General features: G+C 56.0%; 13 protein-coding genes. 7 read left to right on the top strand and 6 right to left on the bottom strand.

Annotation, left to right across the window (positions count from 1 at the left end; genetic code table 11):
• Positions 1-311 precede the first annotated feature (311 nt).
• The 6 genes from galE (at position 312) to QLG12_RS13815 (ending at position 6,511) form a co-directional block, all read left to right on the top strand.
• Positions 312-1,328 carry a UDP-glucose 4-epimerase GalE gene (gene galE / locus QLG12_RS13840; RefSeq protein WP_282474719.1) on the top strand — a complete coding sequence of 339 codons (1,017 nt, stop codon included), beginning with the start codon at positions 312-314 and terminating at the stop codon, positions 1,326-1,328.
• 227 nt (positions 1,329-1,555) lie between these two features.
• Positions 1,556-1,792 carry a hypothetical protein gene (locus QLG12_RS13835; protein WP_003226528.1) on the top strand — a complete coding sequence of 79 codons (237 nt, stop codon included), beginning with the start codon at positions 1,556-1,558 and terminating at the stop codon, positions 1,790-1,792.
• Positions 1,793-1,882: 90 nt separating this feature from the next.
• Complete coding sequence (locus tag QLG12_RS13830; protein WP_197869965.1) at positions 1,883-2,998, top strand: polysaccharide biosynthesis/export family protein; 1,116 nt, start codon at positions 1,883-1,885, stop codon at positions 2,996-2,998.
• A gap of 11 nt (positions 2,999-3,009) precedes the next feature.
• Positions 3,010-3,675, top strand: a complete 666-nt coding sequence (locus QLG12_RS13825; protein ID WP_282474718.1) for a YjbF family lipoprotein — start codon at positions 3,010-3,012, stop codon at positions 3,673-3,675.
• A gap of 29 nt (positions 3,676-3,704) precedes the next feature.
• Positions 3,705-4,436, top strand: coding sequence for a capsule biosynthesis GfcC family protein (locus QLG12_RS13820; RefSeq protein ID WP_282474717.1), 732 nt, complete (start codon positions 3,705-3,707; stop codon positions 4,434-4,436).
• Positions 4,433-6,511, top strand: a complete 2,079-nt coding sequence (locus QLG12_RS13815) for a YjbH domain-containing protein (RefSeq protein WP_197869967.1) — start codon at positions 4,433-4,435, stop codon at positions 6,509-6,511. Before QLG12_RS13820 ends, QLG12_RS13815 begins: the two co-directional genes overlap by 4 nt.
• Before the next feature lie 388 nt (positions 6,512-6,899).
• Here the strand turns inward: QLG12_RS13815 and QLG12_RS13810 are convergent, their stop codons facing one another.
• The 3 genes from QLG12_RS13810 to QLG12_RS13800 all read right to left on the bottom strand — a co-directional run bounded on the left by QLG12_RS13810 (position 6,900) and on the right by QLG12_RS13800 (position 10,371).
• Entirely contained in the window at positions 6,900-8,294 is a 1,395-nt protein-coding gene (locus tag QLG12_RS13810; protein ID WP_282474716.1) for an undecaprenyl-phosphate glucose phosphotransferase, read from the bottom strand.
• 382 nt (positions 8,295-8,676) lie between these two features.
• On the bottom strand, positions 8,677-9,336 hold the full coding sequence (locus tag QLG12_RS13805; protein WP_197869969.1) for a helix-turn-helix domain-containing protein: 660 nt from the start codon (positions 9,334-9,336) through the stop codon (positions 8,677-8,679).
• A 294-nt stretch (positions 9,337-9,630) separates the two neighbouring features.
• Positions 9,631-10,371 carry a winged helix-turn-helix domain-containing protein gene (locus QLG12_RS13800; RefSeq protein ID WP_197869970.1) on the bottom strand — a complete coding sequence of 247 codons (741 nt, stop codon included), beginning with the start codon at positions 10,369-10,371 and terminating at the stop codon, positions 9,631-9,633.
• Positions 10,372-10,877: 506 nt separating this feature from the next.
• On the opposite strand from QLG12_RS13800, the gene QLG12_RS13795 reads away from it, so the two are divergent.
• On the top strand, positions 10,878-11,711 hold the full coding sequence (locus QLG12_RS13795) for an undecaprenyl-diphosphate phosphatase (RefSeq protein WP_282474715.1): 834 nt from the start codon (positions 10,878-10,880) through the stop codon (positions 11,709-11,711).
• Here QLG12_RS13795 and QLG12_RS13790 read toward each other — a convergent pair whose 3' ends face one another.
• The 3 genes from QLG12_RS13790 to QLG12_RS13780 all read right to left on the bottom strand — a co-directional run bounded on the left by QLG12_RS13790 (position 11,712) and on the right by QLG12_RS13780 (position 14,797).
• Entirely contained in the window at positions 11,712-12,092 is a 381-nt protein-coding gene (locus QLG12_RS13790) for a DUF2388 domain-containing protein (RefSeq protein ID WP_197869971.1), read from the bottom strand.
• A gap of 75 nt (positions 12,093-12,167) precedes the next feature.
• Positions 12,168-13,163, bottom strand: a complete 996-nt coding sequence (gene dusA, locus QLG12_RS13785) for a tRNA dihydrouridine(20/20a) synthase DusA (protein WP_197869972.1) — start codon at positions 13,161-13,163, stop codon at positions 12,168-12,170.
• Between the two features lie 677 nt (positions 13,164-13,840).
• Positions 13,841-14,797: a fimbrial protein gene (locus tag QLG12_RS13780; protein WP_282474714.1), complete on the bottom strand. Its 957-nt coding sequence runs from the start codon at positions 14,795-14,797 to the stop codon at positions 13,841-13,843.
• Between the last annotated feature and the right edge of the window lie 414 nt (positions 14,798-15,211).

Genomic DNA, 15,211 nt, shown 5'->3' with positions numbered 1-15,211 from the left:
AAGCTGTACTTTAATACCTGACTCGGGAGATGAGTGGCAAATAGCAATGAGTGTAAAACACGACAATGTTATGAGATGTCGGTTTGACAGTTATTGGTTATTTTTAGTCGGAATCCGTTGATAGTGATGAATGCGCGGGAGTGCTAATAAGTACCAGGCAATACAGTTTGGCTTGTAAAAATATTTATAGCCAGTGATTGAACTGTTTTTGTTTCTGGTTGTTGTCGCGCTGTTTGTGTGAATCAAGACACACATTAAACAAACAGCGCTTGACACGCGAGTTGGCACTTTTCCCACTTATGGACCGCGCTATGAAGATTCTGGTAACGGGTGGCGCCGGCTATATCGGCTCGCACACCACACTTGCACTACTTGAAGCAGGTTATGAAGTTGTAGTTCTGGATAATCTTTGCAACAGCAGCGACGCCGCCTTGCACGCGGTGGAAGGCATTTGCGGCAAAAGTGCGCTGATGATTCGCGGGGATGTCTGTGACCGGGCGCTGCTGGACCGGATTTTCCAGCAGCACGCCATCGATGCCGTGCTGCACTTCGCCGGGCTCAAGGCCGTGGGCGAGAGCGTGCGCAAGCCGCTCGAGTATTACGAAACCAACGTCAGCGGCAGCATCACGCTGTGTCAGGCGATGGCAGCGGCAGGGGTGTTCCGGCTGGTGTTCAGCTCGTCCGCCACGGTCTACGGCGAGCCTGAGCAGATGCCGATCCGCGAGGACTTCCCGACCGGCACTCCGACCAATCCCTACGGCCAGTCCAAGCTGATCGTCGAGAACGTGCTGCGTGACCTGTGCCAGTCCGAACCGCGCTGGAGCATCGCGCTGCTGCGCTACTTCAACCCGATCGGCGCGCATCACAGCGGCCAGATGGGCGAAGACCCCAACGGCATCCCCAACAATCTGGTGCCTTACATCAGCCAGGTGGCGGTCGGCAGCCTCAAGGAGTTGTCGATCTTCGGCGACGATTACCCGACGGTCGACGGCACCGGCGTGCGTGATTACATCCACGTCGTCGATCTGGCGGACGGGCACTTGAAAGCCCTGCAAACCATCGCCGACCGCACTGGCATTCATACCTGGAATCTCGGCACCGGCGATGGCTACAGCGTGTTGCAGGTGCTGCGGGCCTTCGAGCAGGCCTGCGGGCAGCCCGTGCCGTACCGCGTGATGCCACGGCGTTCCGGAGATATTGCCGAGAGCTGGGCCGACGCTTCGAAGGCGGCGAAGGAACTCGGCTGGAAAGCCACGCGCAACTTGCAGGACATGGTCACCGACACCTGGCGCTGGCAATCGAATCATCCTCGGGGTTATCAGGGATGATGGCGTTTTAGTGCAATGTTAGTTTCAGTCAGGTTGTTAGATATCGTCGGGAAATTAGACTGGCAATGCCTTTTGCAAGTCCGTAGATATAAACCTGCCGTTCGACTTTTATCAGTTGGGTAAGACTGTGAAAGAACAACGGATCTTGTTCGCGCTTTTTGCGACTTGAACTCTACCACCTCTAACGAACACCCGATGTTCAGGTGCGATGTTAGAAAGGAGTTGATATGAAGAAAGTGATGGCGATCGCCCTGTTGACGATGTTGAGCAACTGGGCCTCCGCAGCTGAAGCGCCGCTTACAGCAGTGACCAATGTATCTGGCAGTGTCGCGGCTTCTACAGCGCCTGCTGCCAGTACTGCCATGGTCGCCAGTGCTGTAGCGGCGTCCAACAGTGGTGGAAGTGCCAACGGCGGTACAACGGGTACCACCGGTACCACGGGTACAACCGGCACGCACAACTAACTGAAGTATCTGTTGGTGCAGTACAGGGTCGCCCGACGAAAGTCGGGTGACTTTGTTTTTGGATTCGCCCTTGAATAGCGTAGTGCCATTATGACCCGTCGTTTTTCTCTTTTATTGTTGGCAAGTATCGCTTTGCAAGGTTGCATGTTCTCCCCCGGCCAGTACCTGAGCACCAGTAGCATCACGCGCCAGGGCGCCAGCGAAAGCAGCCGGGTCGAGCTCATTCCGATCACCCCCAAGCTCATCGCCATGAACCGCGCCACGCACAAGCGTGAGTCGGTGCCGGCAGAGTTGTTGGCGACCCCGGCCGAATACCGCATCGGCAGCAACGATGTGCTGTACATCACGGTCTGGGATCACCCCGAGCTGACCGCCCCTTCGGGTGCGCAGCAGCAGATTGACGCCAACGGCCGTCTGGTACGCTCCGACGGCACGTTGTATTACCCGTACATCAAGGAAGTCCAGGCCGCCGGCAAAACCATCCAGCAACTGCGCTCAGACATCGAGCAACGCCTCTCGGCGTTTATTGCCGAGCCGCAAGTGGATGTCGCGGTGCTGCGTTTCGCCAGTCAGAAAGTCGTGGTCTCGGGCGCCGTGGCCAAGGCCGGCCCCCAGGCGATTTCGACCAACCCGCTGAGCGTGGTCGAGGCCCTCGGCTCGGCCGGTGTCGATACCAACAATGCCGACTTGTCCGGGCTGATGCTGACGCGCAACGGGCGGGTCTATCCGCTCAATCTCGATGCGCTCAATCAGCAGGATTCCGAATTGCAGAACGTCTACCTCAAGGGAGGCGATCAGCTGTATCTGCCGTACAACGACAACAAGCGCATCTACGTGATGGGCGAGGTCAACCAACCCCGTGCGCTGAGCTTCAAGACCGCCACCATGAACCTGTCCGACGTGCTCGGTTCGGTCGGCGGCCTGAGCCAGACCACCTCCAACGGCAACGCCGTGTACGTGATTCGCGGGGTGGAAAACCTCGACGTCGAGCCGGCGAAAATCTATCAGCTGGAAGCCGAATCGCCGACCGCCATGGCGCTCGCCTCGCACTTCGAAGTGCGGCCCCAGGACGTGGTCTATGTCGGGCCTGCCAACGTGACTCGCTGGAATCGCCTGATCAGCCAGTTGGTGCCGTCGGCATCGATTGTCGGGACGGGAGCTTCCGCTGCGAAGAACTGGAGCGAATACAGTAACAACAGCAAATAAGGCCGCCGACTGTGAAAACGTTGAAAGTGGGCGTGTGCCTGATGGCGGCCGTGTTGTTAAGTGGCTGCAATCCGCTGATGAGCGCTTCGTTGAACAACCTCAAGGCGTCGGTCATCGGACCGGATGAACTCGATGTGTCGGCGGAGCAGGTGGCCGGGGTCAAGTATCCCCAGCTCAAACTGACCACACCGTCCGGTTCCGGGGTGCTGGCGCTGGTGCGCGAGCGCGAGGACCTGCAGTTCTGGGTCGCCTCCGGCAAGCAGGTGCTGCTGATGCGTGACGGCCTGGCCATGCGCACTGTGGGCCTCGGCGTGGACGGCGATCTGGACGGCACGCGTCTGTCCGATGACTCGCCGTTCAAACAGGGCCTGCATCGCATCACCGACGGCTACACCAGCCGCCGCTGGATCGACCTCTACAAGGGCCAGGAAGTCGGGATCCTCGTCAACAGCCGCTTCTCCCGAAAATCCCTGGAAACCCTCGACATTCTCGACAAGGAATACTCCGTGCTGCGTGTCGATGAGCAGATTGACGCGCCGGCCATCGGCCTGCGCGCAACCAACCGTTACTGGGTCGATCCGGTGGACGGTTTCATTGTGCAAAGTGAACAGCAACTGACCTCGCAGTTGCGGGTCAGGATCGTGCAACTGACCCCTGACCGCAGGCATATCCCGTGAAGCGGCTCAGAGCGCTGTCGGCGTGCTTGATGTTACTCACTGGGATCAGCGAGGCAGCAGTCATCGTCAGCGGTGATGTCGCCAACCCGGGCCCCATCGAATTGCCGGCGGGTGGACGTTTGCGCGATGTGATCGGTGAGGCCGTGCCGAATGCCGAAGGCTACTGGCTGGCGGGCGTCCTGTTGCGTCAGTCACTGCTGGAGGAACAGACGCGGCTCAAGGTCGGTGTGCTGTTCGATCTGGATGTGCTGCAGCGCATGGCCATGCTGTTCGACAAGCCGAGTCGTGCGGCGCTGGCACGACGACTGGCCGAGCAGGTCCGGCAGATGCCGGTGACCGGACGGCAGATCGCCGATCTCGATCCGGTGGCGGTGGAAGTCGGCTTCGCCCGCAACATCCGTCTCGACGATGGCGATCAACTGATCTACCCGAAACGGGTCGACGAAGTCGAAGTGCTGGGCGCCGTCGCCGAGCCGTGCCGCTTGCCTTATCAGCCGTTGCAGGAGGCCCGCGAATACCTGCAGGGCTGCACGTTACTGACGGCAGACGCCGATGCCGACTACCTGTGGCTGATCCAGCCCAACGGCGAATCGCGGCGGGTCGGCATCGCCCACTGGAACCGCGAGAGCGGGCAGATGCCCGTGGCCGGCAGCAAGATTCTGGTGCCGGTGAAAAACGATGATCTGGATCCGCCTGTCCCTGAACTTAATCAGCAGTTGGCCGAATTGATTGCCACGCAGTTGGCTGAGGTGGTTCGTTGAATTTGCGTTTTGCAGCTGTGCTGTTATTGCCGTGTGGCCTGGTGCATGCCGAGCCACGGATTACCCAGAATGACTTCGGCGGCGTCGGTCTGTTGCAGACCCCGACCGCGCGCATGTCGCCCGCCGGTGAGTTGAGCGTCAACGCCAACCGCACCGAACCGTACAGCCGATACAGCGTTTCGTTGCAGCCGCTCGACTGGCTGGAAGGTTCGTTTCGCTACACCGCCATCACCAACCGTCCGTACGGTTCCGAAGCGCTGAGCGGCAGCCAGAGCTATAAGGACAAGGCGGTCGACGCCAAGGTCCGGCTGTGGCAGGAAAGCCACTGGGCGCCGGAAGTGGCGCTGGGCTTTCGAGACATCGGCGGTACCGGTCTGTTTGCCAGTGAATTCTTCGTGGCCAACAAGCGCTGGGACAATTTCGATTTCAGCGCCGGCATCGCCTGGGGTTACATCGGTAATCGCGGCGATGTCGACAACCCGTTGGGTTCGATCAGTGACCGCTTCAACACTCGCCCTGATCTGGAAGGCACCGGTGACGTCAACGCCGGCTCGTACTTTCGCGGTAAGCCATCGTTTTTCGGCGGCGTGAGTTACCAGACGCCCTGGGACCGTCTCAGCCTGAAGCTCGAATACGAAGGCAACGACTACAAGCACGAGCCCAAGGACAACATCATCAAACAGGACTCGCCGATCAACCTCGGCGCGGTGTTCAAGGTGACCGATTCCGTCGATGTGAGTGCGGCCTGGGAGCGCGGCAACACGGCGATGTTCGGCATCACGTTCCACACCAATTTCGTCAGCCGCAAGGCCCCGGCCAAGACCTTCGATCCACCGGCCGAACCGCTGCCGGCGAAGGCGCCGGCCACGACCATGGAAGAGGTCAATTGGGCCGACGTGTCGCGCCGCTTGCAGCAGAACGCCGGTTACAAGGTCGAGCGCATCACTCAGCGCGATTCCGAACTGATCGTGTACGGTGAGCAGCAGCGCTATTTCCATTCGCCCAAAGCCGTCGGCCGCGCGAGCCGGATTCTCGACAACAGCGTCAACGACGACATCGATTGGTTCACCGTGGTCAACAAGCGCTACGACCTGCCGCTGGAAGAAACCAGCGTGCCCCGGCAGACCTTCCGCGAAGTGATCAACAACGAGGAGCCGTTGGAGTCGCTGCACCGCACCACCGAGATCAATCCGGCAATGCCGCGCAACGAGAAAACCCTCTACACCGAGGCGCCGCAGCACTTCAATTACGGTGTTGGCCTAGGCTTCAAACAGAACGTCGGTGGCCCCGATGGTTTGCTCTATCAGTTCACCGCGGATCTGGACGCCGAGTACCGCTTCAACCGCAACACCTGGTGGAACGGTTTGCTCAGTCAGAACCTGATCAACAACTTCGACAAGTTCACCTACGACGCACCCAGCGGCCTGCCGCGCGTGCGCACCGACTTGCGTCAGTACCTGACCACGTCGGACACCACCATGCCGCTGTTTCAGGTCAGCCACGCCGAGCAACTGGACAAGGATTTGTACGGCATGGTCTACGGCGGTTATCTGGAGTCGATGTTCGCGGGAGTCGGGGGCGAGGTGCTGTTTCGTCCGACCGGCAAGCGCTGGTCAATCGGTGCGGACCTGAACTACGTGCGTCAGCGTGAATTCGACCAGGGTTTCGGCCTGCAGGATTACTCGGTCTGGACCGGCCACATCACCGGCTACACCGACCTGCCATTCGACACGCTGGCCGCGGTCAGCGTCGGCCGTTACCTGGCGGGTGACTTTGGCGGCACGGTGGATATCTCCCGTGAGTTCTTCAACGGCGTGCGCTTTGGCGCTTGGGCGACGATCACCACCGCCGGCAGCGCCGAGTATGGCGAGGGTAGTTTCGACAAGGGGCTATACCTGTCGATTCCGTTCGACGAAATGATGAGCATGTCGACCATGCGCCGCGCCAACCTGGTGTGGGCACCGCTGACCCGTGACGGTGGCGCGCGGCTCAACCGCAGCTTCCAGCTGCATTCGATGACCGACAGTCGGGAAGGGGACATGTTTTACCGCAACTTCGGGAAGATTACCGAGTAGGTTCGGGGGAGCGGGAAATTAAAGCGGGAGCCTGATGGCTCCCGTTTTTGTTTGTGGTGGAGAGGGATCTTGATACAGCTGTCATTGCTAGAGGAGTTAGTGTGTTCCGGGTGATTGGCAGGTTCAAACCTGATGGTGAATGATCCGGCGCCATCGTCGGATCGCCGCCCGGACCAAGCCCGCTCCCACAGGTTTCAGGTGATGGCGTAATCTTCGCCATTTCCCCCGATCCTTGTGGGAGCGGGCTTGCCCGCGAAGGCGTCCGCTCAGCCGACATCAAATCATCAGACTTTCCTCGGCCGCAGAGCCCTCCGCCAACCCCCAAATCCCGCCCACAAAAAAGGGGACTTTCGTCCCCTTGCGGTGTTGCTTTCTCAAGCGCTGCGTCTCAGTAAATATCCTTCGACAACAGGGTGAACGGCGTCTTCACCAGGATCTTCACATCCAGCCACAGCGACCAGTTGTTGATGTACTTCAGGTCGATCTCGACGCGCTTTTCCATCTTGTCGAGCGTGTCTGTCTCACCCCGGCAACCGCTGATCTGTGCCAGGCCAGTGATGCCCGGTTTGATTCGGTGACGGGCCATGTAGGCGAGGATCTTGCCCGAGTAGTAGTTGTTGTGCGCCACGGCGTGCGGACGTGGGCCGACCAGTGCCATGTGGCCTTGCAGCACGTTGAACAGTTGCGGCAGCTCGTCCAGCGACGTGCGACGGATGAAGCGACCGACTGGCGTGATGCGCGAATCGTTGCGGCTGGCCTGTTTGACCTCACGGTCATCGTGCACGCGCATCGAGCGGAATTTCCAGACCTTGATCACCTTGCCGTTCCAGCCGTGGCGATCCTGCTTGAAAAACACCGGGCCCGGCGAGGTGAGCTTCACCGCCAGCGCCACGGCCAGCAGCACCGGGCTCAGCAGAATGATCGCCAGCAGGGCGACGGCTTTTTCCACCAGGCTCTTGCTCAGCGCAGCAGTCGGGCGGCTGGTCAGCGGGCTTTCGTTGAGGTAGATCGCCGGCAGGCCGTCCACGACTTTCACCGAGTGATTGAGCAGCGTCAGGCTGTTCAGGTCCGGCACCCAGACCACGTCAACGTTGGCATCCAGCAAGTCCACATACATGGCTTCGATCTTGGCGGCTTCCGACAGCGGCAGCGTGATGTACAGGCGGCGGATGTCGTGGGTCTGGATCAGCTCGAGCAGTTCGTCCTGAGCGCCGACAACGCGCGGGGCGTCCGCTTCCAGAGACGGGGTATCGCCGTTGCTGACCAGACCGACCAGCGGCAGGTTTTCGTGCTGGCTCAGCTTCTTCGCCAGGCCCAACGCCAGTTCGCCGGTGCCGACGATCAGGGTCTTGTGTTCGCTTTTGCGCGAACGCTGGTAGAACTTCGAGAACGCATGCAGCGGTGCGTACAGCAGTGCCTGACCGAGGAAGCCGTACACCGCCCACTCAAGGATGACCTGGCGGGAGAACAGCGCATCGGCCTTGCAGATGAAGGCGATGAACGCCAGCCCGGCCATGGTCATGAACCAGCCTACAAACAGTCGACCCAGCCCGGTCAGGTAATTGTCTCGCTTTCGATACGCGCCGCTGAAGGTATAAGCCGGCACCGAGGCCAGTACCGCCAGGATCGTGCACATCCGATAGTAGAACTCGACGGTGCCCGTGTGCTGTTCGGCCAGTATGAACAACAGGGAAACAATGAAACTCTGTGCCAGCGCCCATTGGCCCCAAAAGGTCAGTCCCTTGAGGCCGGTGTTTCGATTGATACGAAGAGAAAGATCCATACGATATCCCCAAAAGACGTCCATTCAGGTTTCGACAGTAGAAAACCGAGTTGTTAAGCAGACTTGTTATTGTTGTTTGAGCCAGTGTCCTGAGGTAACAACGCCGGAATGCGGAACTGTCGTCAGTCAATAGACTAAGTTATTGCCGGGGATGCTGTCTGACGAGTTCTAACAAGATGGCACAATGCCAACTTGTTTGAATTTCCAATATTCAAACGTTAGAAAAGGTCGAAAGGCAGGGGGTGAATAATCAATATTGTGTTTGCTATCGTAGGTGGGGTCAGGAGGCGGGTATAACCAGGGAGGGGTGAAACCAAACAGAGTGCTTTTTTATTTTTGTAATCGCACTTGTATCTGTTTGTCTTGTAGTGGGGGATGTTGTTTAGGCAACAACTTCCTGGATCAGGCAATATCCGCGGTTGCGTACGGCACGAAACAATCGTTCACCGTTGCTGGCGTTCTTGAATTTGTCTTGAAGACGGCTCAGGCACATTTCCAGTCCCCGGTACTGCTCCGGCTCGCGGCCGATGCTGAGGATCAGATCGTCCCGACTGACAACACGCTCTTCATGGTGAAGCATTTTGCGCACCAGTGCGGTTTCGAGCCCGGTGAGACTGATCTCGACACCCTCTTTCGTCAATGCACCCTGATCATTGTCCAGATGCCAGGCTTCAGTGCAGGGCGAGTCGGATTCGATCGTTCGGGAAGCGTCAGTGAGGTCTTCGGACATGGCGGTCGAACCGTGGAACGAGTGCGCCGATTGTGCGGCCAGCCATTCCGATTCAAGCGTGGCCAATATGCGCTGGGTATCATGTTCGATGCTGCGTGCGACATGCTTCCTTGTGCCGCTTGGGTAAGTGAACTCCATTAGCATCGGAGTGGAAGAGGGCGAAGCAACACCTTCAATAAACATTTGTGCCTGAGACGTGCCAAACGAATTGAAACGCTCACTGGAGAGAATGCTCTCGAGTTCGCGCTGCGACGCTGAGCTGTTAGTCACGACAACAAAATATTTTCTTGGGAGGGTCGTGCTGGTTTCCATGTCTCTCTCCTAAAGTACACACCAAATTTGGCGAAAAAATAATGGCAGGCGAGCAATGTTTTCCTCGGAATTAATCGAAAAGGCAGGGTCTGGGCCCAAAGATGGCCCTCGATAAGTTCCACTCGGTCTGCGGTTAGAGTAATGGTTTATTGTTATGTTTAAGTGTTGCAGCGCTCATGCAATTGACAGCTTTTTATTAGATATGTGACGCGGTTAAAACTATGAGAAAGCGGATGTTTGAAGCGTTGCATCAGACGTTCCCTCGTATGCTGCAAAAAGAGTGTTTTCCCTGAATCAAGGAGTTGAGATCAACCCCCTCATCAGACGATAGCCATACCCGCGAATGCTCTGTATGGCGTTCGTACCGTACACGTCCTTGATTTTCCCGCGCAAGCGACTGATGGATTTTTCCAGCGCCCGAGGGTCGTAGAAATGGGTGTTGAGCCCCATGATGCCGGCGATTTCATCATGGCTGAGAATGTGATTGCCGGTCTGCGCAAAGGCTTGCAGGATCTTCATTTCGGCAAAGGAGATATCGAGTTTCTTGCTGGTGTCCGAGAGGCAGATGCGGGTGGGATCCAGCACCAGGCTGATATCGCGTTGCCATTCTTCACTGTTGAAGAACTCGCCCAGCAGTTCCGCGCTTTCATCGGACAAGGTATTGAGTTTGATACAGAAGTCGGCACCGGCCAGAAAATACTTGATCTTGTTGAACGCGCCGCGGCCGGTGATTACGGCACAAATGATCGACTTCAAGTTGTCGCTGCGCAGGTTTTCCACCAGTGCTAGGTTGTCTTCAAGAGCCTGAGGGCTGTCGATGACAATGAATATGGCTCGATACAAGCCGTGATATTCATTTGGCTGATATGAACTAGCGTAAGAGCCAGTTTCAATGGTCAGATCAGTCTGCACATGCTTCGTGATTAGCGCGCTAAAGTGTTCAGCCACGCCACGGGTACGACCCAGAGTGAGAACACCTGGTTCGTCGCTTGTGCGGCGCGGACTTCTAGTCGCTAAGTTACCTGTGAGCATCATGCATTGACTCGAAAAGGTGCTGACATCGGGATGTTAAAGCACCGGTTCTCATCTGTGACTGACAATTGGTAACATTTGCGCGGATTTTAGACGTGGCTCCCGAGTTTTCTAACAATAATTAAGCATTTCAAGCTTTTAGTTGATTTTTTCGGGGCTGTGAACTAACGGAATTGAGGTCGTTAGATGGTGGCAATATGGAATGGTGCCACTATTTTGTAATTATCGCGACCCGTTTTTATGTCCCTTGGCCATCACTCAACTGCATACGTATCAGAGCAGTGTGAGGTGGGTCACATTTTATGGTGAGGCCTGTGTTTTGGCTATAACGTCGACAAGTTCACATACGGACGTTTATTAACATGCCTTGAGTGTGGCTTTTGATAAGACATATTCTCCGTCCCCGAGTCGGGCAATGGGTGCTCATCTGCCAATTGTTTTACTTCAGATACTCAATGCCTGAATGCATTTAACAGGGCGCCCGCAAAGAGCGCTCTGACGGAGGATTAATGGATTTACTGACCTTGTTCAAGGTGCTGATTCTTGGGGCGGTAGAAGGCCTGACCGAGTTCCTGCCCATTTCCAGTACGGGCCACCAGATTATTGTTGCCGACTTGCTGGAGTTCGGCGGCGAACGCGCCATGGCGTTCAACATCATTATTCAACTGGGCGCCATTCTGGCCGTGGTCTGGGAGTTTCGCCCGAAAATCTTCGAGATCGTCAAAGGCCTGCCGACCCAAAGCAATGCCCAGCGTTTTACCCGTAATCTACTGATCGCTTTTTTCCCGGCTGTCATTCTCGGCGTGTTATTCGCCGACACGATTCATGAATACCTGTTCAACCCGATCACCGTAGCGGTTGCATTGGTGGTGGGCGGCATCGTGATGTTGTGGGCCGAGCAGCGCGATCATGTAGTGAGTGTCGACCATGTGGACAACATGAAGTGGGCCGACGCGCTGAAGATCGGTTGCGTACAGTGCCTGGCGATGATTCCGGGCACGTCGCGCTCCGGTTCTACCATCATCGGCGGTTTGCTGTTCGGCCTGTCACGCAAGGCCGCCACGGAGTTCTCGTTCTTCCTGGCAATGCCGACCATGGTCGGCGCTGCGGTGTATTCCGGCTACAAGTACCGCGAACTGTTCCAGAGCAGCGACCTGCCGGTCTTCGCCCTGGGCTTCGTCGTCGCATTCATCTTCGCGATGATCGCCGTGCGCGGCCTGCTGAAGTTCATTGCGAACCACAGCTACGCCACTTTCGCCTGGTATCGGATCGGCTTCGGCTTGCTGATCCTTGCCACCTGGCAGTTCGGCTGGGTTAACTGGACGGCTGCGGCGGCAAGCTGATTACTGGCTGCTGATCAGTGCAGCGACGGCGAGGTCATTCAATTCAGAGTCGGGCGAATCCTGACGAAACCGCTGCAACGCCGAGGTGAAATACGCGGCTTGCAGCATGCCGTCACTGGCGAGGAAATAACGTGCCGCTTCAATTTCCTCTACCGAATACACACGTTTTTTCAGTCCGGAAATGTCCGACATCCCGTCGACTGTGACCATCGTCGTCGTGAAAACCAGAAAACCAGACATCTGGGTAGATTGAAAAGGGCCATTTTCGCCGTTGCCGCACCCCTTCGCAAAATCACAGGATGCATAGGCGCTTGCAGAGAGAGTCGAGAGTAAAGCGAGGAGGGTGAAACGCTTGAATAAAACACAGCTGAACGCGGGCATAACCAAAAGACATCCTGTCAGTACAGCAAAACACCGGGCAACGCTCATTCGTTGCCCGCACATTCAACGCATCGATCAACGACCCGCCAGCAACTCCGCCGCCTGATCCAGCAACGCCAGCGGATCCTTGGCCTTGTGGATATCCACCGACAACAACTGACGAAACTTGCGCGCCCCCGGGAACCCGGTGCCCAGGCCCAGCACATGACGGGTGATGTGATGCATCGCGCCGCCGGCCAGCAAATGCTCGGCTATATAAGGCCGCAACTGCGCCAGCGCCTCGGCCCGGCTGATCACCGGCGCGGTACTGCCGAACAACTGCTGATCCACCTCGGCCAGCAGATAAGGATTGTGATACGCCTCGCGCCCCAGCATCACCCCGTCAAAGGTCTGCAAATGCTCATGGCAGGCCTCCATCGTCTTGATCCCGCCGTTCAGAATGAACTCCAGCTCCGGAAAATCCGCCTTCAACCGCGCAGCCACGTCATAACGCAACGGCGGAATGTCACGGTTCTCCTTCGGCGACAACCCCTCCAGAATCGCAATCCGCGCATGCACCGTAAAACTGGTGCACCCGGCATCCCGCACCGTGCCGACGAAATCGCACAGCTGCTCATAACTGTCCCGCCCATTGATCCCGATCCGATGCTTGACCGTCACCGGAATCGACACCGCATCACGCATCGCCTTCACACAATCCGCCACCAACTGCGGATGCCCCATCAGGCACGCGCCAATCATATTGTTCTGCACCCGATCACTCGGGCAGCCAACGTTCAGATTCACCTCGTCGTAACCGTTCTCCTGCGCCATACGTGCGCAAGCGGCCAGGTCCAGTGGAACACTACCGCCCAGCTGCAACGCCAGCGGGTGCTCGGCTTCGTTGTGACGGAGGAAACGCTCGTAATCGCCGTTGAGCAGAGCGCCGGTGGTGACCATCTCGGTGTAGAGCAGGGCGTTTTTCGACAGGATGCGTAGGAAGTACCGGCAGTGGCGGTCAGTCCAATCCATCATCGGCGCGACGGAGAAACGGCGGGAGAGTGGGGCGGGTGTGGCGGTGATTGGGGGCATTGGGGGTTCGGAATCGGTGTGGCTGGGAGGTCGGGGAGTTTATCAGGAATGGGTAGCCAGAGGGGGCAGGGCGAAGCGTGACACAGACACCGCGTAGTTCAAATTGAATGGCATGGTTTTCCATGCGTCATTATTGCTAATTAATATAACTGGCTGTCAGTTATGACAGGTTCATCTCTGTTCGAATGAGTGAATACTGCGGATGCTTCGATTTGAGGCAAAGAGTGAAAAGTTCGGGAGATAAGGTTATGCCACCAATGGATTCTAACAGTAAGTTTATATTCGATAATCTTGGGGCTGGGTATAGGGTGTCTCTAGTCTACGAGGGTAAAACCTATACTGGAACTGTCATGGGCAAAAATTCAACGTCGTCTGGGACGGCAACTTTGGAGGTCAATGTTGATGTGGATGCAGGGGTCGAATATAAAGGGTTTCTTGAGTATAAAATTGCGAGTATTGTAGTTATTTGACTTTTTGAGAGGGGGGCGAAGTCGCCGCTCTCTATTTTAAATCGGCAAAAGGGGGCAGGCGGTAAAAGGGGATAGTGGCAAAGGCGGCAAGAGGGGACGGATTTATTTATTTTAAGTGGTAAATAAATTCGTCCCCGATTCATTTGTTTAAGAATGGTTGTAATTTAATCCTGTTTATTCTTTGTCTGCAAAAAAAAGTAGGATTAATTATTCGACTGTTGTTTCAAATACGAGTTGGGCGTCGATTCTGCCGGGAGAGGCTTCGGCCCCTGGAGCGTCCTGTAGTTCGGCAAGAAAATTATATAGAATTCCATCGTTTCTGATTTCTTTTGACTTGTTATTCGATAGTTTATATGTCTTGGAAAGGTCTACGGGGCTGCCGTCTCCGTTCTTCAAGGCTATCTGTAGATCTTTTGAGCATTCAATACAGCTGTTATTTCGAAGGGCGCTACCGTCTTTGTTTATATTTTCTGTTCGAAATCGAAGAGAGACGGCGGCATCGTAATTGGCTGCATCTTTTTGATCTGTGCAATTGCTAAATTCTATAGAGAATGGTTTGACTGCGCCGGTGGCCGGCACTGCGCCAAAGTCGACTAGCGTCTCCGCGTTTGTCAGTGAACATGCCGTGCCAATCAGTTCGCCTGGCTGGAAATAACGCTGACCCACTCCGCGATGGCCATTCGCTCCACCACCATGGTTTTCGACCTCAACTAATCGAGGGTCTTTGATGTTAAGTGCATATACTCCGGGAGGGATTTTTCCGGTTTTTACGTAGGGTATTGTTCTGGTGAAGGTCTGCGGCTGGTTGCTCGGTATGGGGAGCCCGAAAAGTACGGGGCCGGCGAACGTATAATTCGAGTGGCAAAAGCTGGTCTTGTTCGCGAGTGAAATCCCCGGGACTGTGGTAGCGCACTTTCTATCATCCCCATTGACAGGTTGGCTGACCAAGTGAAGTGTCGAGCTTCGATGAGTGATTGAAGATGAAAATGAACAGCTCGTTGTGGTGGCCGTGATGGTGAATGTACCTACCTCACTACCGATGGGCGCTGTGGTGACGTCCGCAAAGATCTCAGTTTTGATATCCATTTCGGAAAAGACGCAACCCGCATTTACCATCGGGCTGAAGATTGCAATGGGTAGGCCGATCAAGACATAGCGGTGCATATTTTTACCACTCAATTATTTTTTTGGCTCTGTATAGAATCGCGAGGCGGGGTGAAGTTTTACCTATCTTTTTTAACGCTATGCTGAAGCTTCGTGTGTTATCGATTTTTTGGATGTTACTGATCTTCTTATGTGGGCTCTGTTGGTTTTTTAGGTTTCAAGTTTTAGGTGCCTGGGCGTTATTGAGCTGGCTCATCCAGTCTAATTGTGTATTCGATTGCTTGCCGTAAGAATGGTCCGCAGTTAGTGTGAGATCGGTCTTACAGCGGGTCTAATGAGAGCAAAGGGCAACGCCCCCTTGGATGATTGGCCTAGGTAGTATTAGTTGAGTGTTTACTGATGCAAAAGGGGACAGATTTGAATGGCACTTACTTAACATGTTTAGCATGCCCGTTTTTCCTGACCTCAGCCCTT

The sequence above is a fragment of the Pseudomonas sp. V88_4 genome (assembly GCF_029967985.1).
Lineage (GTDB): Bacteria > Pseudomonadota > Gammaproteobacteria > Pseudomonadales > Pseudomonadaceae > Aquipseudomonas > Aquipseudomonas glycinae.
This window is presented reverse-complemented; position numbering and strand designations above follow the sequence as displayed.